Raw genomic sequence first — 23,089 nt, forward strand, 5'->3', positions numbered from 1 at the left:
TTGTGTCCAAGAAATGGGAGGCAGTTCATCACGAAACGGGGGGCGATTTTGTTGCTCCGGACGACTTTAAAATGATACCCAGAACAAGTTTTTTCAGATAATCGATAGTGAGGCTCCAGTCGCTAAGCACACCCGCTTTGATAAACAGCTTTATCAGGGACTTTAGTAGGTAAAAATCGGTCTCTATGTGCCGAATGTAAGTTGACTGTCCATTTTCCGAAACAACTTATTCTAGGTAGCATTTTTAAGGCCCTTCCAAGGCAAAATATAAGTATTTTGCGACCAAAACTCTAGTCCGCGCGACCATTTTCCGCCCGCGCGGCTACATTCCCGCCCAATCGATAAAAATCTCCTCACGAAGCCGCCGTTCGAGCTCCTGCTGCCGCGGCGTCTTGTCTTTCAGCGGCACATCGAGATAGGAAATGATGAGCTCCATCACCACGCGGAAGGCATCGGAATCGGCCAGCTGACCATAGGTCATCAGAACGACGGGATATCCCATGGCTTGCAAGGCCGTCGTTCGATCGGAGTCCGAGATCTTGGATTCAATGGATCCGTGAATGGCTTTACCTTGGCATTCAACCAGACACTCTCGACTGCCGTCCTTATTTGCCAGCAGGATATCGGCATAGCGCCTATCAAGCCCCGAAATCAGGCGGGCGCTGCGCGTCATACGAATCTCAACGTTATTGGTAAGGCGCAGCCCTTCGCCGCCGCGCAACCTCGTAAGGCCAAACAGCATCGAAGCCTGGACCTCAAGCGGCGATGCCGCCACCCCCGTAATGCATTTCGCGGCACGTGTGAACGATTTAGCACCGCGGAGCCCCGGGATCTTATCGACGTACTCTGTAAGTTCAGAGAACTCGATCAAGGGCGGTCGTTTCCACAGGTCCGTTGGATTCCCCGAGACATCCTTTACATTTTCCCAACCCAACCGTGCGTCACCCCACCGGTCCCCATATGCCTGCACAAGTGCCGACTTTACCTGAGGCGCAATCTTGCACACGGCAAAGGTGCCGCACATCTCATACATGCACATGATTAAACGCTCGTTTGAGACCGAGGAAGCCAGGGTCAGCAGGGTAAAGAGCGGGGACGCAACATCGAGGCCAAACTCCGTCTGCCGCATGGAATCAAACGGCCTCTCCCCGTTCCAAACATGCCTGACAATGCGATCGCCCTTGCGCCCGCAGACGCCCTGCGCCAACACGTGTAACGGGGTGCCCAGGAAATGCTTGACGAGCGGATGCTCACATAGGTGCTCCCTGCGCGGATCGTCCGCAGAATTTGGCAGGTCCGGCATTATTGCCAAGACCTGTGGAGGTATCCGGTGATACCGAAAGGCAGATATGTCGCACAGTATGTCGTCCATGAAGGGTACGTACCCACTGCTTCGTTTGTGAACCCGCTCAGACGGCGAGCGCGATGGCTCGGCCTGCGAACGGCAAATATCGCCACGCGCATGTCGCAGATCTCTCAGGAGACTTACAATCGGTTTGGAAAGCAGACTGATTGTGAGGTTGCATATGGTTGATGAGGACTTTGCCTGGCGGCTTACGCAGGAGCTCGTGCGGATCGACAGCTCAGACCCGGGCGCGTATGAGGACGAGATCGAGCACTTCATTAAGAGGCTCATTGAGCAGCAGCTGGCGCAGCTTGATAGTCCTGCGCTCGATGCCGTGCAGATTGAGGAGCTCGAAGTACTCCCCGGGCGCCGCAACCTTATGATTACCGTGCCGGCCGTAAGCGACGAGGCCCGACTCGTCTACATCTGTCACATGGATACCGTCACCCTGGGCGATGGCTGGGAGGCAGACACGCCGCCGCTCGGAGCGATCGTGCGCGACGATAAACTCTATGGTCGCGGCTCCTGCGATATGAAGAGTGGCCTGGCCTGCGCCATTGCCGCACTGGTCCATACGCTCGAGCGCGTGGCGGCGGATGGCGCGCTGCCCCGCCGCGGCTTTTCACTCATCTGCTCAGTCGACGAGGAAGACTTTATGCGCGGCTCAGAGGCCGCGATCGATGCCGGCTGGGTCGGCTCGCGCGAATGGGTGCTGGACACCGAGCCCACCGACGGACAGATTCAGGTGGCGCACAAGGGTCGCACGTGGTTCGAGATCGAGATGACCGGCGTCACGGCGCATGCGAGCCAGCCTTGGAAGGGCGCAGACGCCGTCGCCGCCATGGCCGAGGCCGTCTGCGCGCTGCGCCGTGCGTTCGCGGCACTGCCCGTGCATGATGAGCTGGGACCATCGACCATCACGTTTGGCCAAATCGAGGGCGGATATCGCCCCTACGTCGTACCCGACCGCGCCAAAGTTTGGGTCGACATGCGCCTGACCCCGCCGACCGATACGGCCGCCGCAATCAATATGGTCGAGCATGCCATCGCCGTCGCCGAAGCCACCGTTCCCGGTTGCCATGGCAGCTACACCGTGACGGGCGACCGCCCCGCCATCGAGCGCGATCCGGTCTCTCCCCTTCTAGCTGCACTCAAGTGCGCAGCAGACGATGTAACGGGCACGGATACGACCGTCGGCTTCTTTACCGGCTACACCGACACTGCCGTCATTGCCGGCAAGACGGGTAACCGTAACTGCATGAGCTATGGCCCAGGCTCGCTCGCGCTCGCCCACAAGCCCAACGAATATGTGCCCCACGCCGACATCGTTCGTTGTCAGCAGGTGCTAATCGCGCTCGCCGATAACGTGCTCTGGGACGCGAGCGGCCAAGTTGGGGCATAATAAGCCGCGAACAAACCGACTCGTGCGTTAGGACCGCCCCATGAAAGCACTTCCGTTTCCCTGCATCCGCCCGGCTCAGGACCGCGTGCTCGAGGCACTGCCTGCAATGGGCAGCATCCTGAGCGGCAACGATGCTCTGCGCGGAGCCATTGCCGATGGTCTGATGCTCAAGGATCCAGGCGCGGCGTATTACGTGTACGAATGCTCGGGTGAGCCGGGACGCGTGACGGGTGTCGTGGCGATTTGCCCGGTTAACGTGCTGACGGGCGGCGACGAGGCTGCCGCCGAGAGCATCGACGCACTCGCCACCGCGCGCGCGATCGCCGAGCTCAAGGTGCAGCCGCGCCCCGTGTCGCTCGCCTACGAGGCGTCGCCCGTCATGGATATCATTTTGAGCGCTGCCAAAGAGGGCGCATCGCTCTACGCCGTCACCGATCCCGCGGGCGTCACACATCGCGTGTGGGAGGTCAAGCGCGAGGACGCTGTTGCCGCCATCCGAGCCATGCTCGACCAGGCACCGAAGCCGACGCCGGCAGACGACCCCACCTACGCTGCCGCGCTGGCTGGGGCATCGCAGATTCTGGCCGACGAGGCCCGCACTGCCGGCGCCTACTCTGGCAAAGAGCCGTTCAACTTTGCCGTAGCTGTGCTCTTCCCCGCCGCGCAGGTCAGCGGCGGCGCGGCGCAGGTTCCGACGGGCCTGCTCACTCACCAGATCTCACGGTTCTAACAGAGCCTAAACGCCCAGCACAAAGACTCGGCAGCTCAACAAAAAAAGAGGGCGGAGATGCAACGCCAGCGCATGCATCTCCGCCCCCTTTCGCATCGAGCAAGTAAGTCGGCGACCCGCACCGCCACGCCCAAACTACCCGCGCTGCGGACCCGCGGCAGCCACGAGCGGCTCAAGCCCCAGCTCGCGCGCGTAGTCTTCCTGCGTAAAAATCTCAACCAGTTCAAACGTATCGGTCGTATCGTCAAACACGAAATGCAGCACCGAGCAGTTGCCCGGCACGCGCTCGCGCTCGTCGGCCGCCGCTCCCCTCACGTGGTCCAAAAACTCCTTGATGGCCGATCCGTGGCTCACCGCAAGGACGCACTCGTGGTCCGGGCGTCGCATGAGCTCGGTCAGCGTCGTCACCATGCGCTCACGCACCTGCATCTGACCCTCGCCGCCAAACTGGCGATAGAAATCGCGCCACGGGCGCTCGGGCATGAGCATCACGCGCTCGGCCTCAAAGTCGCCAAAGAACCACTCACGCAGGCCGTCCAGGCGCTCGTACGCCAAGCCCGGCCACAAGTTGGCGATAGTCTGCTCGGTGCGATGAAGCGTGGAGGTGTAGGCATGATCGGGCTCAATGCCGCGCGCACGTAAAAACATGCCGGCACGCGCCGCCTGATCGCAGCCCAGCTGTGTGAGCGGCGAGTCACTCCAGCCCTGAATAATGCGCTTAAGGTTGAATATCGTCTGTCCATGACGGACCAGATACAGATCTTTATTCATAGGGGTCCTTTCGTTCGTTACCAACCCAAGAGCGAAAACGCCCCGTCGCAATAGCCAAAATGAAGCACGGCACCGTTGTCGGGTAGCTCTCCCCCGCCAGTCACATACTCAAGAAACTCCTGGCAGGCTGAGCCGTGGGAAACCGCCAGCACGCAGTCGTGCTGCGGCCTGGCCATGATGCGGGACAGCGCCGCGACCATGCGCGACTGAAGCTGCACTTCCGACTCGCCGCCAAAGGCCACCGGATAATCGCCCCAGGGCTGCGGCGGCATCTCGCGATTTGATGTGCCCTCCAGCGAGCCAAAATGCCACTCACGCAGGTCATCGACCAGCTCAATGGAACGGCCCTCGCCAACGATAAGCTCGGCCGTATGCCGCGCCCGGCCCAACGGCGAGGAATACACATGATCAAAGGCCACGCCACGCGCCGCAAACGCCGTACGCGCCGTCAGCGCCTGCTCGCGCCCGCGCGCCGTAAGCGGCGAATCGTGCCAACCCTGCAAAATGCTCTGCACATTGAGCTCAGTCTGCCCATGCCGCACCAAATACAGATCTGCCACACACCCTCCCCTCGTACCACCACAAAGGGGACAGGAGCCTTTGTGGTGATTTTGCCGCCGGATTGCACCGCAACGACGCACAACTACAGCAGCACGTCGGCAAGCGGACGCTTGGGTACGTGGTGCACCTGCGCCTCGTCGCGCCAATAATTGATGGAGCCGTCGGGGTTGGAATCGATCGCATCGATCACCTGTGTCTCGGCCGGAACGCCAAACGCCATGATCAGCTTGAGCTCATACTTGTCGTTATTGAGCCCCATGGCATCGATCGCGCGGGGCGTAAAGGCCTTGAACATGCAGGCTGCCACCTCGGGCGTGGCGCTGCGGGCGGCGAGCATCATCGTCTGTGCGGCAATGCCCGTGTCGACCTCAGTAATGGGAGCGACAGGCTTGCCCGGAACGGCGCGCTCGGCCAGAATCGCGATGTAGCCGGTCGGGCGCTCACCCTCGGCAGGACCCGGCCAGTCCTTAAGTGCGCCGGCCCATGCGAGCTCGTCAAATACACGCGCGCAATCCTCGGCACCGCTCACCACGTGAAAACGCAGACGCTGAGCATTGGCACCACACGGGGTCAGGTGCGCCAGTTCCGCCAGCTCGAGCAAAAACTCGCGCGGCACGCGCATGGACTCGTCAAAGCGACGGCACGTGCGGGCGCGACGAACCAACGCATCAAACGCGTCCAAGCCGAGCTTTTCGCGGCCCTGCTTTGCCATCGATTCTGCGCTTACCGGCGCCGCGGGAACTGTTTCGTTCATAGGGACCCCCAATACAAGCCAATTGTCCTTAGGAAAATCTAACCTAAAACGTAGGCAATAACGAACAGGGCTGCAATGTTCTACACCTGTTGAATAGAAAATCGCGACGTGGGGAACAACGGAAACAATTCGGGGCCTTTGGGTTACGTTTCGCCCTCCCCGACCCATACGTCAGCGCCCTTAGGGGATACTGGTTGTAACGATCAAGGCTTACGCCGCACGGAAAGGAGACATTATGGGCATCTTTAAGAACGATGACCAAAAATCGAGCCAGTTTGGATTTGACGAGAAAAGCATGGCGGGCAAAGCCGTCAAGGCCGTACGCTGGATCTACGCCATCACGGGCGTCTTAGCACTCATCGCTGGTATCGCGCTGCTTTTTGCACCCGCCAAGTCCCTCGTCTTTTTGACGACCGTCCTGGGTTTTTACTTTGTAATCACTGCTGCCATCAGACTGTTCACTGCCATTTTTGAGCCGCTGCTGCCCACCGGCTGGCGCGTGACGAGCATCATCTCCAACCTACTCATTATCTTGGGCGGCGTCATAATCCTGCGCAACCAGGCCTTCTCGACCGCGACGCTCACCACGATGGTGGTTATCGTGGCCGGCTTTGGCTGGATTGTCGAAGGTGTCATGTCCATTCTGGAGTCCGAGCTTTCGTCCAACCGCGCCCTCGCCATCCTGAGCGGCGCACTTTCCATCATCGCCGGCATGTTCGTGTTTATCTATCCGCTGTGGTCGGCCAAGATGCTCGTCATCTTTAGCGGCGCCGCGCTGCTGGTGTTTGGCGTAATGCTGATTGTTCGCGCTATTCAATTTGGCAAACTGGTGCACTAGATGCCGCGAACGCTCTTTATTGATGCCGACGCCTGCCCGGTCACGCGCGAGTCGATTGACTGCGCGCGGCGGGCGGGCGTCGCCGTTGTTATCGCCGGCAACAGCACGCAAAACCTGGAACGGCACATTCGCCGCGACGACCCGTGCGATGCCGAGCACGCGCGACGCGGCTTTTGGGTCACGACGCTCGACGTGAGCGTGGGCGCCGACAGCGCCGACTTTGCCATTGTCGAACGCCTGCAGGCGGGCGACGTGGTCGTGACGCAGGACATTGGCTTGGCGAGCATGGTGCTCGGGCGCGATGCCGCCGCTATCGGTGTGCGCGGGCGCGTCTACGACAAAGCAACCATCGACATGCAGCTGTTTATTCGCCACGAGGAAAAGAAGGTGCGCCGCGCCGGCGGACGCACTCGCGGGCCGGCGGCATTTACCAGCGAAGACCGCGCCCGCTTTAAACGCAACCTCACCGAGTTGCTGCACTAACCAAGGTAGATTTTTGAGACATGCCTAAAATCTACCTTTTTGTTTTGAGCGGTGTGAGCGCTCGGAATCCATGGCTCAACAAAAAACGGGCTTCAAAATGCCATGCGTCGCCGCATTGCGCAGGCGCTGAGCATGGCTATTTGAAGCCCATTTTTTAGGCCTACTTAGAGGCCAACGGCGGAGAGGATGAGGCCCCAGCCAGCGCCGATGACGTACATCATGATCAGGAACACGGCATTTTCGCGGGCGCTGCGGTTGGTGCGGAACAGCACCAGATAACCCACGCCGGCGGAAATGAGCGTGCCGGCGAGCATCGGCGCCAGTTGCAGCGCGCCTTCCAGATACAGCTGTGTAATGACCACGCTCGCCGAGCAATTGGGAATCAGCCCGACAAGCGCCGAACCCAGGACAGCGAGTGTCTCGTTGCCGCGCAGGAACCGCTCGATCGCGGACTCGCCGAACGTCTCGAGCACGGCGACCAGAATCAGCGTCACCAGAAAAATGAATACCGAGACCTGCACGGTGTGCGAGATCGCACTGCGGATGATCGACAGGACAGGCGTCCCTTCGTGGGAGTGAGAGTGACCGTGACCATCATGGTGTTCATGTTCGCCCTCATGACCGTGATCGTGGCCATGTCCGTGTTCGTGCTCGTCTTCGTCTTCATCACATCCGCAATGGTCGCGCTCGCACAGCTCGTGGATGTGGTCGGCGCTCACGCCCGCCTCGGCCACCTCGTCGATGATGTCACCGCCGCTGTGGTCGTCGTGCGCGCAGTTCACGTGGGCCGGATTGGCCGCGGTTCCCAGCACGGTACGGCGAATCGCCGCGTGCGCGCGGGCGTTACGGCGCAGGCCGCGAATGGCAGCGTCCACGATAAAACCCGTGACCAGTGCGATCAGCGCTTTCGAAGCCAAAAGCATCGCCATAGTCTGCACGGGAACCTGCTCGGCAAGCAACAGCGGCAGCATCTCGTCGGAGGTCGAAAGGAACACCGCCACCAACGTGCCCAAGGTCACGACACGGCCGGCGTACAGCGTGGCCGCCATGGCCGAAAAGCCGCACTGCGGCACCATGCCCAGCAGCGAGCCAACCACGGGACCCGCAGCGCCGGCGCGCTTGATAGCGCCGTTGACGCGGTCGCCCGCAACGTGCTCAAGTGTCTCGAGAGCAAGATACGTCACCAACAAAAACGGCACCAGCGACAGCGTGTCCTTGCCGGCGTCGAGCAGAATATCAATCAGTAAATCCATGACGGATGGAACCTTTCGTGTCTTTCGGCAGCATTGTAAAAGTCCTAGCGGTCAACTAGGGTATTGTAGTTGTCCCGGGCGCGGTGCCAATAGTTGCCTATGGTAAACTATCATCTCGCCATAACTCAGTAACCTCGAGCCGCACAACGCGGCCCGTCCAAGGAGTAGCATATGAACGTATCGCAAGCACTCGAATACGAGCGCCAGCCGTTTATCCCCATGTTTATCTACGGCGACCACGGCGCCATGGAGTCCGAGCGCCAGAAGGGCGAGGAGGCCCTCAAGGTGCTCGAGACCGAGTACTTTACTGCCGAGGGCGACCCCGGCTTCGACTTTGCCACCGTGCGCGACCTGGCCGACCGCAACCGCGACCTGTGCGACCAGATTGGCGAGGCACGCCTGCGCAACGTGACGCCCGCGACGCTCTCGCGCGGCCTGTCCGACGCCGACACCTGCGCCGCCATCGGCAAGATGCAAAAGCGCACCGCCGCGTCCGTTATGCGCGAGATCCGCGGCGACCGCGACGCACTCGGCGTGGCCTATGCCCGCAAGCCCATCCAGGGCACCGTGCTCGGTATCGACATCGAGACCACCGGTCGCGCGCCCGAGCGCGGCTATATCATCAACGTCGGCTGGGAGATCATGGAACTCACCAGCGACGCCATCCCGCACGACGCCGAGGCGCACTACTGTGGCCTGCCCGACATCTACCGCGGCGAGGATGTGCCGCTGTCGAATATCCACCACATTACCTGGGACGACATCGACGGCAAAACGCCCTTCCGCGAGAACAAGGAGCTGCAAAAGCAGCTGCTCAAGCTTATGAAGAAGTACCCGTACATGGCACACAACGCCGCCTTTGAGGACAGCTGGTTCAAGATCCACCTGGACGGCTACGCCGAGGCACGCCGCGCCGGCAAGATCATCGTCATCGACTCGCGCCAGATCTGCCGCAGCCTGGACGCCGACGTGCGCTCGCTCCCCCGCGAGTCCGCCCCAGCCGCGCTCGAGAACTGGGCGCGCCGCCGTGGAACCCTCGCCGCCGACGCCAACGAGCAGCATCTGGGTCTGGATGACACCGACCTCATGCTCCGCACGGTACAGGCCGAGTTCAACCTCAAGAACCTGTTTGCGAAATAACCGATCCATCTGCGGGAGCGCCTGCCAGGCACAGTGCAATCCGTCTGGGCACACCGGCACGCAGTAAACTAGGGCGCAGTCTTATGGCTGCACCCTAGTTTTAATCAAAACGAGCAAATACGCATGCTTCACATAGTCGGCAGGTTGGCCCACCTACTTTTTTCGAGTTGTTCGGCCAGCTGAACCACTAGTCGAGGCCCCTTGAACCGCAATCGAGCGCTATAGTCGCCCCAATTTCGCAACCAAGCCCTATAAATCTACCTGAATCAATTCGAATAGGACGTTGCGATCGCACCATTCGTATAGGATAAGGCCGAATAACTCAAATTATGTTGGTGAGGCATCTGAGCGGTCGGCAAAAACGCTTAGAAGCTACGAATCCGCAACTAAAGTTCACCAAAATGGGGCAGCCGACAGAAACCTCCCCAGCCGAAGCTGCCCCCCTCAATACGACAGCTCAAAAACCCACCGTTCGCAGAAGATAAGCCGCGCCCCAATACCGTTGCCCGAAGTTTCGAGCGTATATGGCGTCCGCTATGCCATCATGCGCGTATGGGAATCGTTCTGTCACATACCACGGCACGCGCTGTATACCAAACAGTCAACTCGCTCGCAAGCCACGCGACCGATCCCATACCTATGGAAAAGATCAAGGTGTCTGCGCCGACCACGTCCAACCTGGAAGCGGCGCGAGCATGGCTCAACAGAAAGAATGTCGATTCTGAAAGCATCCATGTGCTGACGTTTTCCAATAATGCCAAAAGGCACCGCAAGGGCTGCATCTGCCACTGCACGCGCTATACGTTTGATGCAGAAAGCTACCTAGAACTCGAGCCGAACGTCTACATCGTCGATATCAAGCTGTGCGCGTTAGAAGCAGCAGCCGACCTCAACCTTTCGGAGCTCGTTGAGTATTACTTTGAAATCTGCGGCTCCTACGCGCTTGGAACGTCCGACGAAACTCAATATCGCGAGCGCCCAGCCCTAACCAGCGTTGAAGAGCTCAGAGCCTTCTTTTCAGAGGCATCGGGGTATCGTGGATCTAATAAAGCACTTAAGGCACTTTCTTATGTACGCGAAGGCTGTCGCTCCCCACTCGAAACGGCGTTTGTCATGATGCTGACAATGCCCAAGTCAATGGGTGGCTTAGCCATACGCGCTATCAAAACGGACTATCCGATCCCAGTCCCCAAAAGATACGCCGCCCTAACGCGACGGACGGTTTTCTACCTCGACGCGCTGCTCGAAAATTCGATGACCGATATCGAATACAACGGCTTTTACCACGACGAGCCCGAACAGCAATCAATTGACGAGGAACGCCGAAACACGCTGCGAAACATGGGATATGCCGTTATCACAGTTAGTCGTCATTCGTTTTTCAAGCAGTCCGCTTTTAGGCGGGTCATGGAAGCGATTCGCATTCGCGAGAAGATATGGCCCGGTCGACTCCCGGATAACTTCGCCATCCTGCAAGAAACTCTTCGTCAATTTGTCTTGCGGCGCTACTTCGAATACGGTCGCCGCGTCCTGGAGACACTCAAAGAAGAAGAGGCCGCCAAGCGCGAAATTGCAAGCCAATATCCGCAAGCTGATGACCCGAGCATCAACGATGTGCCAGAACCCGACGACATGCAACACGTCGGGGCCCTTGCTGAGGAAATCAATGGGCCTTGGGAATGCGACATGTTCGCAAAAATCGATGAAAACCGCACGGAAGACGACACGATTATTGATCTAATTGAGAATTCGCTCTTCTAAAGGCGATCTCTGCGGATGTCCACCTACATTTTTCGACTTATTCGGCCACCGATGTGCCAGATTGGCTGCAGCAATGCTCAATATAACTTTAGATAAAACTGATTCTGCAGGAACTCCCGTAGAGGAAGAACTGATTCTCGCTGTATTTAACACGATAAAGTACAAATATGAACAGTCCTAATGCTTCTCAAGGTGGCTTTCTTAGCATGCTGGCCGAACATCTCAAAATATGTTGGCGAGCATTGCGTCGATGTCTCCCAACCCGCAGAAAATCGCAGAGGCGGCAAGCAGTCATCGAAGTTAACGTAAATTGTATTGACATATGAACATGCGCTCATATAATCGGAAGTAATTTATATGAGCGCATGTTCATATGAAAGGATGTTGCAATGAGCAGCCACGCTGATGAAACAAAGACTGGCATCGAGGCCACCGAGCCGATCGTCCCCACCACCTGCTCGCCCGAGGACCTTCCCGACGAGGAGCTGTTGTACGACCTGGCCGACCTGTTCAAGGTCTTCAGCGACACCACACGCATCAAGATCCTCTATGCCCTCATGGGCCGCGAGCTCTGCGTGGCCGACATCGCCGAGGCGACCGCAACCTCGCAGTCGGCAGTATCGCACCAGCTGCGCACGCTTAAGCAGTCGCACCTGGTCAAGTTCCGCCGCGACGGCCGCAACATTCTCTACTCGCTCGCCGACGATCACGTCTACACCATGCTTAACCAGGGCATGAGCCATATCTGCGAATAGCAATCACCCACGGTATCAGCGCGGCCGGCACCCAGACCGCTAACACAGGGAAAGGAACCCACCATGAAAAAGCAGTTTAAGCTCGACGAGATCGATTGCGCCAACTGCGCGCGCGAGCTTCAGGACGAACTTGCCAAGCTCGAGGGCGTCAAGTCCGTTTCGGTCAACTTTATGACCCAGAAGCTGACGCTCGAGGCCGACGACGCCAAGTTCGACGAGGTCCTGGACCGCGTCGTTGAGTTCACCGCCGACGCCGAGCCGGACTGCGAGATCATTCTCTAACCCGCGCATACGTTGACCTGCGAGGCCGCGCTTGCCGCGGCCTTTGCTCGCGAAATTATATGAGCGAGTGTTCATAAACTCAAATGAGAGGTTTGAATCATGACAGCCGCCGATCCCAAAAAGAAAAAGAAGAAGCGCAAGAAGAAAGAGTCCCTTGAGCATAAGCGCAACCGCATCCTGGTAGCACTGGGCATTTTTGCCGTTGTTTATGCCCTCGACGAGCTCGGCGCCCTCACTATCGCATTTGGGGAGCCCGGCAACATCTACGCCAGCTTTGTGCTGTTCCTCGTGCCGTTTTTGATTGCCGGCTACGACGTACTGCAAAAGGCATTCAATAACATCCGCCGCGGCAAGGCCTTCGACGAGAGCTTCCTCATGGCCGTCGCGACCATCGGCGCGTTTGCCATGGTGCTCTTCCCCGACACCGACCCGCACATGGCCGAAGGCGCCGCTGTCATGCTGTTCTACCAGGTCGGCGAGTTGTTCCAGGCATACGCCGTGGGCAAGAGCCGCAAGTCGATCAGTGCCATGATGGACATCGCGCCCGACTACGCTAACGTCGAGCAAGCCGACGGCACACTCGAACAGGTCTTTCCCGATGACATCGCCGTCGGCACCGTGATCGTGGTCAAGCCCGGCGAGCGCGTGCCTATCGACGGCGTCATCGTCGAGGGCGAAACCCAGCTCGACACCGCCGCACTCACGGGCGAGTCGGTCCCCCGCCCGGCCAAGACCGGCGACGATATCATCAGCGGTTGCATCAACATGACGGGCCTCATCCACGTGCGCACCACCAAGCCCTTTGGCGAGTCAACCGTCGCGCGTGTTCTGGAGCTCGTGGAGAATGCCAGCGAAAAGAAGGCGCGCACCGAGAACTTCATCACGCGCTTTGCCCGCGTCTACACCCCCGCCGTCACTGGCGCTGCCGCGGTGCTCGCGCTTGGCGGCGGCCTGGTGACTGGCGCTTGGTCCGATTGGATCCTGCGCGGCCTGACCTTCCTGGTCGTCAGCTGCCCGTGCGCCCTCGTGATCAGCGTACCGTTGAGTTTCTTTGGCGGCATCGGCGGCGCGTCCAAGCTGGGCGTTCTCATCAAGGGCTCCAACTACCTCGAGACGCTCGCCGACGTGGACACCATCGTCTTCGACAAAACGGGCACCCTCACCAACGGCACGTTCTCAGTCGTCGCGGTGCACCCCGAGGCTGGCTATACCGAGCAGTCGCTGCTCGAAGTCGCAGCCCTTGCTGAGTCGTTCTCCGATCACCCCATCGCGCAGTCCGTGCGCGACGCCTACCAGGGCGAGGTCGACCCCAAGCGCGTGAGCGACTCCGCCAACGACGCGGGCCACGGCGTGACGGCAACCATCGACGGCAAGCACGTCGTCGTTGGCAACGCCAAGATGCTCGCCGCGGCCGGCGTTGAAGCACCGGACTGTGAGGTTGTCGGCACGATCCTCCACGTGCTCGTTGACGGCGTGTACGCCGGCCACATCGTGATTGCAGACACCGTTAAGGCCGATGCGGAGCAAACGATTCGCGACCTGCATGCCGCCGGTATCAACCGCACCGTCATGCTCACGGGCGACCGCGAGGAGGTTGCAGCGTCTGTGGCCAAGCAACTCGGTCTCGACGAGTTCCACGCGCAGCTCCTGCCGGGCGACAAGGTCGAGCGCGTTGAGGCGCTACTCGCGGCCGAAAGTGGCAAGGGCAAGCTCGCCTTTGTCGGCGACGGTATCAACGACGCTCCTGTGCTTACGCGCGCCGATGTGGGCATTGCCATGGGCGCCATGGGCTCCGACGCCGCGATCGAGGCCGCCGACGTGGTGCTGATGGACGACAAGCCGTCCAACATTTCCCGCGCGATCCGCGTGGCGCGCAAGACCATGTCGATTGTTTGGCAGAACATAATCTTTGCGCTGGGCATTAAGCTGCTGATCCTTGTGCTGGCAGCGCTGGGTATCGCCAATATGTGGCTTGCCGTCTTTGGCGACGTAGGCGTGGCGATCATCGCTATCCTGAACGCCATGCGCGCGATGGGTGTCAAGAACCTGTAGCGCCTGCGGTAACGTTGCTGGCGGTTCTTGGGCATCGATTGGTGGCGGGGTTCCTTGTCTGAGTTGGACTTGGTTGGCGGGGCTACTGGTCCCGGTCGCTGTCCCGTCCCAGCATCGCCCTCAGCTTCTCAAAGCTTTCCTCGCTCAGGCAGTGCTCCATGTGGCAGCCCTCTTGCGACGCGACCTCAGCCGAAACACCCGCATCCTCCAGCAGCCCCACGAAAAAGCAGTGACGCTCCCACATTTGGCGAGCGACCTCCAGACCACGCTCCGTCAGATGAACGTCGCGCTTGCCCATTTCGACATAGCCGTTGCTTTCCAGCGTCGCCATGGCCTTGGAAACGCTCGCCTTGGTCACGCCCAGGTATTCGGCGACGTCGATTGAGCGCACCGTGCCTTGGCGCTGCGACAGAACGTAGATCGATTCGAGATAGTCTTCTCCGGATTCACGTAGGGCCATGGGCCGCCTTTCGCGATGATTGCTAGTTAGCCTTTGGATACTTTCCTTGGCTTACTTTACCGCAAAAGTTGACCATGTCTTACTGCATTGACCAAAAAGTTAGCCGCGTTTCACAAAACGTGCGGGACGAAAACAAAATGGGAACGCCCCGCAAGGAGTGTCCCCAGCTGCCGGCAGATAAGGAGCGTCCCCAAGTGCCGGGTCGCAGCTACACGAGGCCAAAGTGCTTCGCGGCGTTGTAGATGCCGTCGTCATCCACGGCGGTCGTTACGTAGGTCGCTGCGGCCTTCACGGTCGCCTGCGCGTTGCCCATTGCCACACTTGTGCCCACGGCCGAGAACATCGACAGGTCGTTCTCGCCGTCGCCAAAGGCAATCGCCTCGCTCGCGTCGACACCCAGGCGTTCCAGCGTCGCCGCGACACCCAGGTCCTTACCGCCGTTGGCAGGGATAATGTCGCAGAACAAATCACACCAGCGCGTAGTGAGAGAATGCGACACCGCGTCGGTCACGATATGTTCGTCGGCGGGGTCCACAAAGGCGCAAAACTGGTAGACCGGCGCATCGAAGGCATGCTCAAACGGTTCCTCGTGGTAGACGATTCCCGCGTTGCTGCCGGCCGTCACCACGCGCTCGGACAGACGGTTCACAAACGAGTTCTCGCCCTGCATACACAGCGAGTCATAGCGCCCCTGCGCCACCTGGTCCACGATTACCGCAACGTCGTCCGGATCAATCGGACAGCTGCGGTAAACCCCCTCGGCATCAAAGCAGTGCTGGCCCGAGAGCGTAATGTACGCATCCCAACCCAGGTCGAACAGCCAATCGGGCATCTGGTAGGTCGGGCGACCCGTAGCAATCACGCATGCGATCCCCTGCTCGTGAAAGCTGTCGAGCACCTGCTGCGCCGACGCCGGAATCCGATGGGTCTTAAAGCTCAGCAGCGTGCCGTCGATATCGAAAAACGCGGCCTTGATCATCCTCGCCTACTCCTCGCCCTCGAGCTTCTCGCTCGCCTCGAGCCACGCCATCTCCAACTCGTCCATGGCAGCGTGGGCCTCGTCGATCTTTGCCTGCTGCTCGCCCAGCGCCGTGTAGTTGGTGGGGTCGACCTGAGCCATCGCGACCTCGGCCTCCTCCACGCGGGCGCGCTGCGTCTCCATTTTGCGCTCGAGCGAGCTCACCTCACGACGGAGCTTTTGGCGCTCGGCATTGGAAAGGCCGTTGGGCTGACCGCTCGACTTGGGCTTTTCGGCCGCAGCTGCCGCGGCACCGGTGTCGAACGTACCGGTCTTGGCGCTTGGTGCACCCACGGGCTCGCCCTCGGCGGTGGCGTTGCACAGGCGCAGGTACTGGTCGACGCCGCCGGGCATATGCGTCAGGTGGCCGTCGAGCAGCGCCCACTGCTGGTCGGTCACGCGCTCCATCAAAAAGCGGTCGTGCGTCACCAGAATCAGCGTGCCGGGCCAGCCGTCCAGCAAGTCCTCGACAATCGCCAGCATGTCGGTATCCAGGTCGTTGCCGGGCTCGTCCAGGATGAGCACGTTGGGCTCGTCCAGGATCGTCAGCAGCAGCGACAGACGACGGCGCTGGCCGCCCGAAAGATCGCCGATGCGGCTCCAGAGCTGCTGCGTCGTAAAGCCCAGACGCTCGCAGAGCTTCTCGGGTGAAGTCTCCTTGCCGTCAATGACGTAGTACTTCTTATAGTGGCTGAGCACCTCGCGGATCGTGTCGCCCATGTAGGGCTCGAGCTCCTCGAGCTGCTGCGACAGCACGCCAAAGCGCACCGTCTGGCCGATCTTCACGCGGCCGCGCAGGGGCGCGATCTTGCCCTGGATCACGTCGAGCAGCGTCGACTTGCCGGCGCCGTTCTCGCCCAAAAGACCATAGCGGTCGCCCGCGCCGATGAGCCAGGTCACATCGGTGAGCACCTGTTTGGACGTGCCATCGGCATCCGCATAGCCGGCGTCCACGTCGACCACATCGATAACCTGCTTGCCCAGGCGGCTCACGGCCAGGCGCTTGAGCTCCAGCTCGTCACGCACGGGCGGCACGTCGGCGATCAGCTCGCGAGCGGCATCCACGCGAAACTTGGGCTTGGTGGAACGGGCCTGGGCACCGCGGCTCAGCCACGCGAGCTCCTTGCGCGCCATGTTGCGGCGGCGCTCCTCGGTGACGGCGGCCATGCGGTCGCGCTCCACGCGCTGCAGGATGTATGCCGAGTAGCCGCCCTCGAAGGGATCGACCTGGCCGTCGTGGACCTCCCACATGCTGGTGCAGACCTCGTCCAAGAACCAGCGATCGTGCGTGACCACGAGCATGGCGCCCTGACCGCGCTGCCAGCGGGCCTTTAAGTGACGCGCAAGCCAGTTGATGGTACGCATGTCCAGGTGGTTGGTGGGCTCGTCGAGCATGAGCACGTCGTAGTCGCCGATCAGCAGGCGCGCGAGGTCCACGCGACGGCGCTGGCCGCCCGAAAGCTCGCCCACTGTGCCTTCCCAGGGCACATCGCTGATGAGGCCGGCCAGAATCTGGCGCGTACGCGGACTCGACGCCCACTCATACTCGGGCGCGTCGCCCACGACGGCATGATGCACGGTGTCGGTATCGACCAGGTTGTCCTTTTGGCCGAGCAGACCGATCGTCGTGCCGCGGCGGTGCGTCACGCGTCCGTCATCGGGCTCCAGCGTGCCGGCGAGCACGCTCAGCAGCGTCGACTTGCCGTCGCCGTTTTTGCCGACAATACCAATACGGTCGCCCTCGTCCACGCCGAGCGTCACGCTATCGAAAATATGCTTGGTGGGAAACTCTAGGCTGACGGAATCGCATCCCAAAAGAATCGCCATATGCCCTGCTCCTTCGTAGAAATTCAACGTTGTCCATGATAGCAGCGAGCCCCACCCCAAACCACCACGAAGGCGCCTGTCGCCTTTGCGGTGGTCGTTTCGGTCGCAGAGCAAAAAGGCGGGCCATCTCGCAAAAGAGATGACCCACCTCTCCAATCAGTCCCGCGGCAACCGTGGCCGCCGCGGGCCTCAAGCATGTCCCGGACTAGGAGAACATGCCGGTGAGGTAATCATTCAGCCGCTTATCCTTGGGCCGTTGGAAAATCTCGTCGGTCTCGTCGTACTCGACCATATCGCCCATGTAGAAGAACGCCGTGCGGTTGGACACGCGCGACGCCTGCTCCATGTTGTGCGTCACGATGACGATGGCACGGTCGGCAACGATCGACGACATCAGGTCCTCGATCGCCAACGTCGAGATGGGGTCGAGCGCCGAGCAGGGCTCGTCAAACAGGATTACGTCGGGGTTGAGCGCCAGCGTGCGCGCAATGCACAGACGCTGCTGCTGACCGCCCGAAAGCGCGTAGGCGCTCTTGTCGAGCTTGTCTTTGACCTCGTCCCACAGCGCGGCACCGCGCAGACTTTCCTCGACCATGCGGTCGAGCTCGTCACGGTCGGTGATGCCGTGGCGCTTGGGCGCAAAGGTGATGTTGTCGCGAATGGACTTGCGGAAGGGGTTTGGCTGCTGGAACACCATGCCGATGGAGCGACGCAGCTCGTACGTGTTCTCGGTCTTGGTGTTCACGTTGCGCCCGCGGTAGTTGATCTCGCCCTCCACGCGGCAGCCGCGAATCTCGCGATTCATCAGGTTGAGGCTGCGCAAAAAGGTCGACTTACCGCAGCCCGAAGGCCCGATGAGCGCCGTGATCTCGCCCTTGTGAAAGTCGAGCGACGTATCGTGCAGCGCATGGTGGTCGCCATAGTACACGTTGACGTCCTTGGTGGAGAGCACGACCTCGTCGCTCACGGCCTTGCCGCTCACACGAACGCGCTTTTCGCTCTCCCCCACACTCGACAAAAAGTCCTGGGTCTCGGACGATACCGCTTCGGTTACGGGCGTCGCATTCATCTCGCTCATTCGGCCGTCATCTTCCTTGCCAGTTGCTTGCCCACGATACGGGCGACCACGTTAAACAGCAGCACGCAAATCATCAGCAGTGCCGCGGTGCCCCAGACGATCTGCTGGGCCTCAGGGCTGCCCTCGCCATAGATCTTGTAGATGTGCACGGCAAGCGACTCACCGGGACGGAACACGTTCCAGGCGCAGGTGGGGCTCGACAGGTTAAAGCTCAAGAAGTTCAGGCGAATCGGCGAGCTCATGCCCGAGGTAAAGAGCAACGCCGCGGCCTCGCCAAACACACGGCCGGCCGAAAGCACGATGCCGGTCACGATGGCGGGCATGGCCTCGGGAATCAGGATGTGCAGCGTGGCCTCCCAGCGGGTGAGGCCCATAGCCAGGCACGCATCGCGCTGGGCCTGCGGCACGTCCTCGAGCGCCTGCTGAATCACGCGCACCAGGATGGGGATGTTGAACATGGTGAGCGCGACGGCGCCGGAGATGATGGAGTACTTCCAGCCCAGCTGCACCGAAAACACCAGAAAGCCGAACATGCCCACGACGATGGAAGGCAGCGAAGACAGCGTCTCGATGGCGGTGGAGGCGATGTCGCGGATGGGCCCATCGGGCGCGTATTCAACTAGGAAGACCGCGCCGCCCAGGCTGATGGGCACCGAGATGATCAGGGTAATCAGCAGCAGATAGAACGAGTCGAACAGCTGGTAGAGCACGCCGCCCTGGGTTCCGTTGGCGCGCGCGGGCTGCGTGAGAAAGCCCGGCTGGAACAGCGTCGAGATTCCCTCGAACAGGATATAGGCCACCATGGAGACGACGATGAGCATGACGATGGCGGCGATCGCCGTCAGCACGCCCGTGGCGATGCGGTCCTGCTTTTGGACGCGCCCGAGTCTCGTCTCGTCGATATGGATGCGCGTGCTAGCCACGAGCCTTCGCCCCCTTGCGGCCGATGAGATGGATGATCAGGATGAAGATGAGGCTCATGCCCATCAGCAGCAGACCGAGCGCCCACAGGACGTCGTCCTGGGCCGAACCCTCGGCATAGACCGCCATGGATGTGGTGAGCGTGGTGGTAATGGTCGAGGCCGGCGACAGCAGCGACGTCGGCATGGCCTCGATGCCGCCAATAACCATGCGCACGGCAAGCGTCTCGCCAAAGGCGCGGGTCATGCCAAGGATGACCGCGGTCATGAGCGAGGGCATGGCGGACTTGAGCACCACGTGCCAGATGGTCTGCCAGCGGGTGTAGCCCAGTGCGAGCGAGCCCTGACGGTAGCTGTCGGGCACGGCGCGCAGGCCATCGACCGAAAGCGTGGTCATCGTCGGCAGAATCATGACTGCCAGCACGATGGCGCCGGGCAAGATTCCCAGACCCGTGCTCACGTGGAAAACGCTCTTCATAAGGCCAACGACCACGTGAAAGCCAATCAGGCCAAAGACGACCGAGGGAATGCCGGTCAAAAGCTCAATAAGCGGCTGAAAGACCTTGGAGCCAAACTTAGGCTGGATCTCGACCGCAAAGATGGCAGAGCCGATGGCGATGGGCAGCGCGATGAGCGTGGAGAGCACCATGACCGCAAACGAGGTGACGATCAGGGGCAGGGCGCCGGTGTAGGGCAGGCCGTTTTCGGCTGTGTTGGCCAGGTCCCACTTGGTGCCGGCGAAGAACTCTACGACCGAGACGCCGTCCTTGAGAAAAGCCGAGAGGCCCTTTTGGGCGACCATAAAGATGAGCGCGGCAACGACAAGCGTCACGAGCGCTACGCACGCGCCTGTGACGCCCAGGCCCACGTTCTCAAGGTCGCGCTTTGGCAGCTGTTTTGCCATTGCAAACCTTTCCGGGGCGATTACTTATTTAGCGGATACCTTGCCGCTGGCGTCCTTGACGACCTTCATGGCAGAGACGGGGATAAAGCCCTGCTCCTCGACGAGCTTGCCCTGGACGTCGTCGGAAAGCATGAACTCCAGGAAGGCCTTGGTGGCCTCGTCGGCGTCCGTGGAGCAGTACATGTGCTCGGTCGCCCAGATCTTGAAGGAGTCGTCGATGACGTTTGCGCTCTTGGGCTCGACGCCCTCAACCTTGATGGCGTTGAACTTTGAGTCGTCGAAGTGCGAGAAATCGAGGTAGGAGATGGCGTTGTCGGTGCTGGCCATCTGAGTCTGGACGTCGCCGGACTTGTCGAGCTCGGCGTCGCCCTTAAAGTCGACCGCCTCGTCGCCAAAGACGGCGGCCTCGAAGGTGGCGCGGGTACCGGAGCCGGCCTTGCGGTTGAGGACGACAATCTTGGCGTCGTCGCCGCCGACCTCCTTCCAGTTGGTGATCTGGCCGGAGAAGATGCCCTTGAGCTGCTCGAGGGACAGGTCGTCGACCTTGACGTTCTTGGAGACGACGGGGCCCATGCCCACGACGGCGACCTCGTGGTCGACAAGGTTCTTGACCTGATCGGCCTCGAGCTTGGTCTCGGCGAAGACGTCGGAATTACCGATGGTAACGGTGCCGGCGGCAACAGCGGTCAGACCCTTGCCCGAACCGTTGCCCGAGCCGGAGACGGAGACGTCGGGGTTGGCATCCATGAACTTCTCGGCAGCGGCCTCGACGAGAGCCTGGAACGAGGAGGCGCCGTCGTAGGTCACCTCGCCCGAGACGGACTCGGCAGCAGCGGCGCTACCCTTGTCGGCGGCGTCGGATTCGCCGGAGCCGCCGCAACCAACGAGACCGAGACCGACGATGCTGGCAAGACCACCAGCGAGGCCGAGGAACTGACGACGAGAATAAGCCTGATCGAGCATGATCTTCCTTTCATACAAGCGACTCGCGGGCACCCTGCCCGCTTTGCTGTTTGGAAAGATACGGTCTCGATCGGGCAGCGCCCGCGTCAGCTGCGCTTTATTACGGGCATCTGATAGACCCTTACCGCAAGCGCGGCTCGGCTTTACAAACGAATAACAAACCCGCCACCAAGCATGACCCGCCTTTTACACCAATAAAAACAAAGTTGCGGTGAAATAGTTCCTGCTTGGCCATCAAATGGCCCATTCTAGGAACTATTCCACCGCAACTTAAAAAGCCCGGACGAAAGGGGTGCTAAGTTGTTAAAACGCCGCAGCCTTAAAGCTCAAGCTCGTTCAAACGTAAGATCGCCACGATATAAATCTTGAGCGCCTGCTTGAGCTGTTCCTCGTTGGCGCACTCGTTGGGACCGTGCATCTGGCCGCCCCACTCGGGCAGCTCCAGACCGGTCTCCTCGGGGCCAAACGAGACGGCGCGGGCAAAGTTGCGCGCGTACGTGCCGCCGCCCATGGCAAAGGGCTCAGCATGCTTGCCCGTAAACTCGTTATAGGTATCAATAAGCGCCTTCACGGCCGGATCGTCGGCAGAGACCGAGAACGGCACCTTCGCACGACCCACACGGCACGTCACGCCAAAACGGCCCACGAGCGGATCGAGCTGCTCGCGGATGGTATCGGCACTCGTGCTGTCGGGGAAGCGCACGTCGATGACCTGCTCAATATGGCCATCCGCCACGCGGATGACGCCAGCGTTGCAGGTAAGCGGGCCAAACGCCGGACTCGTTGCATCGATACCCAGGCCGCGACCATAGGCGTCCGCATGCACAAAGGCCAGGAACTTGACGAACTCGTGCTCGGCAGGCGTCAGCAGGCGCTCGTCGCGTGCACCAAACGCGTCCTCGGCCTCGCGCAGATACGCCACGATCAGCCCGACGGCGTTGATCGTTCCCTCTGGCATCGAGGCATGACCGCCAATGCCGTGGGCGAAAATCTGCGCATGCCCGTTATCGAGCGCCGTGATCTCCAGGCGGTCGCCGTTCTCGACCGGCGCCGGCAGCTCATCGGCGGCAATCGCAAGCTCGCAGATAGACTGCGACGGAATGGCGTTGCTCGCCTCGGCACCACTCCAGGACACAATGCGCCCGCCGTCGATCTTGGAGCTCACAAATGTCGCCCCAAACTGGCCCTTCTCGGCATTACAGACCGGGAACTCGGCATCGGGCGTAAACAGAAAGTCGGGGTTCGCGTGGTTCTCCAGATAATGGTGAACGTCGGACATGCCCACTTCCTCATCGCAGCCCAGCAGCGCGCGGAAGGTGTAGCGCGGCACAATGCCATGCTTGAGCAGGTAGGCGCCGGCGTAGAGCGACAGCACGGCCGGACCCTTGTCGTCGATCACGCCGCGGCCGAGCAGCCAGCCCTCGCGGCGCTCCATCGCAAACGGATCGGTGTTCCAGCCGGGACCGGCGGGCACCACGTCCACATGGCAAATAGTCGCGAGCTGCTTGTCGCCGCGGCCGGGAATGTCGGCGATGCCCACGTAGCCTTCGTCATCGCTTGTCTGGTAGCCGAGCTTCTGCGCGATGCCGAGCGCACAGTCGAGCGCGTCACGGACCGGGCGGCCAAACGGCGCGCCGGGCTCTGCATCGGCAGAAACTGCCACGGACGGATAGCTCACCAGCTGCTCGATATCGGCGACGACATCTTCCCAGACCTCGTCGACATACTCGGCGACGCTCTGCTCCACCTGATTCATGGACGACCTCCTTACCAATGAGCGGCGAGCGCGCTC

22 protein-coding genes are annotated in these 23,089 nt (G+C 60.7%); 9 read left to right on the plus strand and 13 right to left on the minus strand.

Features of this window, described 5'->3' with window-relative positions; all coding sequences use genetic code 11:
- Positions 1-322: 322 nt before the first annotated feature.
- A complete protein-coding gene (locus tag DW850_RS04835; RefSeq protein ID WP_117786402.1) occupies positions 323-1,372 on the minus strand; it encodes a hypothetical protein in 1,050 nt (349 codons plus the stop codon).
- A 142-nt stretch (positions 1,373-1,514) separates the two neighbouring features.
- Here DW850_RS04835 and DW850_RS04840 point away from each other — a divergent pair, with 142 nt between their 5' ends.
- Together DW850_RS04840 and DW850_RS04845 are read left to right on the plus strand one after the other, a co-directional pair.
- A complete protein-coding gene (locus DW850_RS04840) occupies positions 1,515-2,747 on the plus strand; it encodes a M20 family metallopeptidase (protein WP_233540619.1) in 1,233 nt (410 codons plus the stop codon).
- A gap of 40 nt (positions 2,748-2,787) precedes the next feature.
- Positions 2,788-3,477, plus strand: coding sequence for a DUF1015 family protein (locus DW850_RS04845; RefSeq protein ID WP_117786404.1), 690 nt, complete (start codon positions 2,788-2,790; stop codon positions 3,475-3,477).
- Positions 3,478-3,612: 135 nt separating this feature from the next.
- Here DW850_RS04845 and DW850_RS04850 read toward each other — a convergent pair whose 3' ends face one another.
- The 3 genes from DW850_RS04850 to DW850_RS04860 form a co-directional block, all read right to left on the minus strand.
- Positions 3,613-4,248, minus strand: a complete 636-nt coding sequence (locus DW850_RS04850) for a histidine phosphatase family protein (RefSeq protein ID WP_117639700.1) — start codon at positions 4,246-4,248, stop codon at positions 3,613-3,615.
- A 17-nt stretch (positions 4,249-4,265) separates the two neighbouring features.
- Entirely contained in the window at positions 4,266-4,808 is a 543-nt protein-coding gene (locus tag DW850_RS04855; RefSeq protein WP_055252053.1) for a histidine phosphatase family protein, read from the minus strand.
- 83 nt (positions 4,809-4,891) lie between these two features.
- Positions 4,892-5,563 carry a nitroreductase family protein gene (locus tag DW850_RS04860; protein ID WP_199575559.1) on the minus strand — a complete coding sequence of 224 codons (672 nt, stop codon included), beginning with the start codon at positions 5,561-5,563 and terminating at the stop codon, positions 4,892-4,894.
- A gap of 235 nt (positions 5,564-5,798) precedes the next feature.
- On the opposite strand from DW850_RS04860, the gene DW850_RS04865 reads away from it, so the two are divergent.
- Complete coding sequence (locus tag DW850_RS04865) at positions 5,799-6,401, plus strand: HdeD family acid-resistance protein (RefSeq protein WP_117786405.1); 603 nt, start codon at positions 5,799-5,801, stop codon at positions 6,399-6,401.
- Positions 6,402-6,884: a DUF188 domain-containing protein gene (locus DW850_RS04870; protein WP_117786406.1), complete on the plus strand. Its 483-nt coding sequence runs from the start codon at positions 6,402-6,404 to the stop codon at positions 6,882-6,884.
- A 164-nt stretch (positions 6,885-7,048) separates the two neighbouring features.
- Here the strand turns inward: DW850_RS04870 and DW850_RS04875 are convergent, their stop codons facing one another.
- Positions 7,049-8,137: a putative manganese transporter gene (locus DW850_RS04875; RefSeq protein WP_117786407.1), complete on the minus strand. Its 1,089-nt coding sequence runs from the start codon at positions 8,135-8,137 to the stop codon at positions 7,049-7,051.
- 171 nt (positions 8,138-8,308) lie between these two features.
- On the opposite strand from DW850_RS04875, the gene DW850_RS04880 reads away from it, so the two are divergent.
- The 5 genes from DW850_RS04880 to DW850_RS04900 all read left to right on the plus strand — a co-directional run bounded on the left by DW850_RS04880 (position 8,309) and on the right by DW850_RS04900 (position 14,127).
- Positions 8,309-9,277: a 3'-5' exonuclease gene (locus tag DW850_RS04880; RefSeq protein ID WP_117786408.1), complete on the plus strand. Its 969-nt coding sequence runs from the start codon at positions 8,309-8,311 to the stop codon at positions 9,275-9,277.
- Between the two features lie 639 nt (positions 9,278-9,916).
- On the plus strand, positions 9,917-11,038 hold the full coding sequence (locus DW850_RS04885) for a hypothetical protein (protein WP_117817598.1): 1,122 nt from the start codon (positions 9,917-9,919) through the stop codon (positions 11,036-11,038).
- A 389-nt stretch (positions 11,039-11,427) separates the two neighbouring features.
- Entirely contained in the window at positions 11,428-11,793 is a 366-nt protein-coding gene (locus DW850_RS04890) for a helix-turn-helix transcriptional regulator (protein ID WP_055252065.1), read from the plus strand.
- A 63-nt stretch (positions 11,794-11,856) separates the two neighbouring features.
- Positions 11,857-12,075 carry a cation transporter gene (locus DW850_RS04895; RefSeq protein WP_089572082.1) on the plus strand — a complete coding sequence of 73 codons (219 nt, stop codon included), beginning with the start codon at positions 11,857-11,859 and terminating at the stop codon, positions 12,073-12,075.
- A gap of 99 nt (positions 12,076-12,174) precedes the next feature.
- Positions 12,175-14,127, plus strand: a complete 1,953-nt coding sequence (locus tag DW850_RS04900) for a heavy metal translocating P-type ATPase (protein ID WP_187361843.1) — start codon at positions 12,175-12,177, stop codon at positions 14,125-14,127.
- An 82-nt stretch (positions 14,128-14,209) separates the two neighbouring features.
- On the opposite strand, the gene DW850_RS04905 is transcribed toward DW850_RS04900, so the two are convergent.
- From DW850_RS04905 to DW850_RS04940, 8 genes are all read right to left on the minus strand, one after another.
- Positions 14,210-14,587, minus strand: coding sequence for a metal-dependent transcriptional regulator (locus DW850_RS04905; RefSeq protein WP_117629071.1), 378 nt, complete (start codon positions 14,585-14,587; stop codon positions 14,210-14,212).
- A 208-nt stretch (positions 14,588-14,795) separates the two neighbouring features.
- A complete protein-coding gene (locus DW850_RS04910) occupies positions 14,796-15,566 on the minus strand; it encodes a Cof-type HAD-IIB family hydrolase (protein WP_117629070.1) in 771 nt (256 codons plus the stop codon).
- Between the two features lie 6 nt (positions 15,567-15,572).
- A complete protein-coding gene (locus DW850_RS04915) occupies positions 15,573-17,432 on the minus strand; it encodes an ABC-F family ATP-binding cassette domain-containing protein (protein WP_117629069.1) in 1,860 nt (619 codons plus the stop codon).
- A 205-nt stretch (positions 17,433-17,637) separates the two neighbouring features.
- A complete protein-coding gene (gene pstB, locus DW850_RS04920; protein ID WP_117786410.1) occupies positions 17,638-18,510 on the minus strand; it encodes a phosphate ABC transporter ATP-binding protein PstB in 873 nt (290 codons plus the stop codon).
- The gene (gene pstA / locus DW850_RS04925; RefSeq protein ID WP_117786411.1) at positions 18,507-19,433 is read right to left on the minus strand and encodes a phosphate ABC transporter permease PstA; all 927 of its coding nucleotides are present in this window, start codon (positions 19,431-19,433) and stop codon (positions 18,507-18,509) included. The genes pstB and pstA overlap by 4 nt, the downstream gene beginning before the upstream one ends.
- A complete protein-coding gene (gene pstC / locus DW850_RS04930) occupies positions 19,426-20,334 on the minus strand; it encodes a phosphate ABC transporter permease subunit PstC (RefSeq protein WP_117786412.1) in 909 nt (302 codons plus the stop codon). Before pstC ends, pstA begins: the two co-directional genes overlap by 8 nt.
- 24 nt (positions 20,335-20,358) lie before the next feature.
- On the minus strand, positions 20,359-21,297 hold the full coding sequence (locus tag DW850_RS04935) for a phosphate ABC transporter substrate-binding protein (protein WP_117786413.1): 939 nt from the start codon (positions 21,295-21,297) through the stop codon (positions 20,359-20,361).
- A 319-nt stretch (positions 21,298-21,616) separates the two neighbouring features.
- Positions 21,617-23,053 (minus strand): M20 family metallopeptidase, encoded by a 1,437-nt coding sequence (locus DW850_RS04940; RefSeq protein WP_089572097.1) that lies wholly within the window; start codon positions 23,051-23,053, stop codon positions 21,617-21,619.
- Positions 23,054-23,089 lie beyond the last annotated feature (36 nt).

It is taken from the genome of Collinsella sp. AM36-4AA (assembly GCF_003467795.1).
Taxonomy (GTDB): domain Bacteria; phylum Actinomycetota; class Coriobacteriia; order Coriobacteriales; family Coriobacteriaceae; genus Collinsella.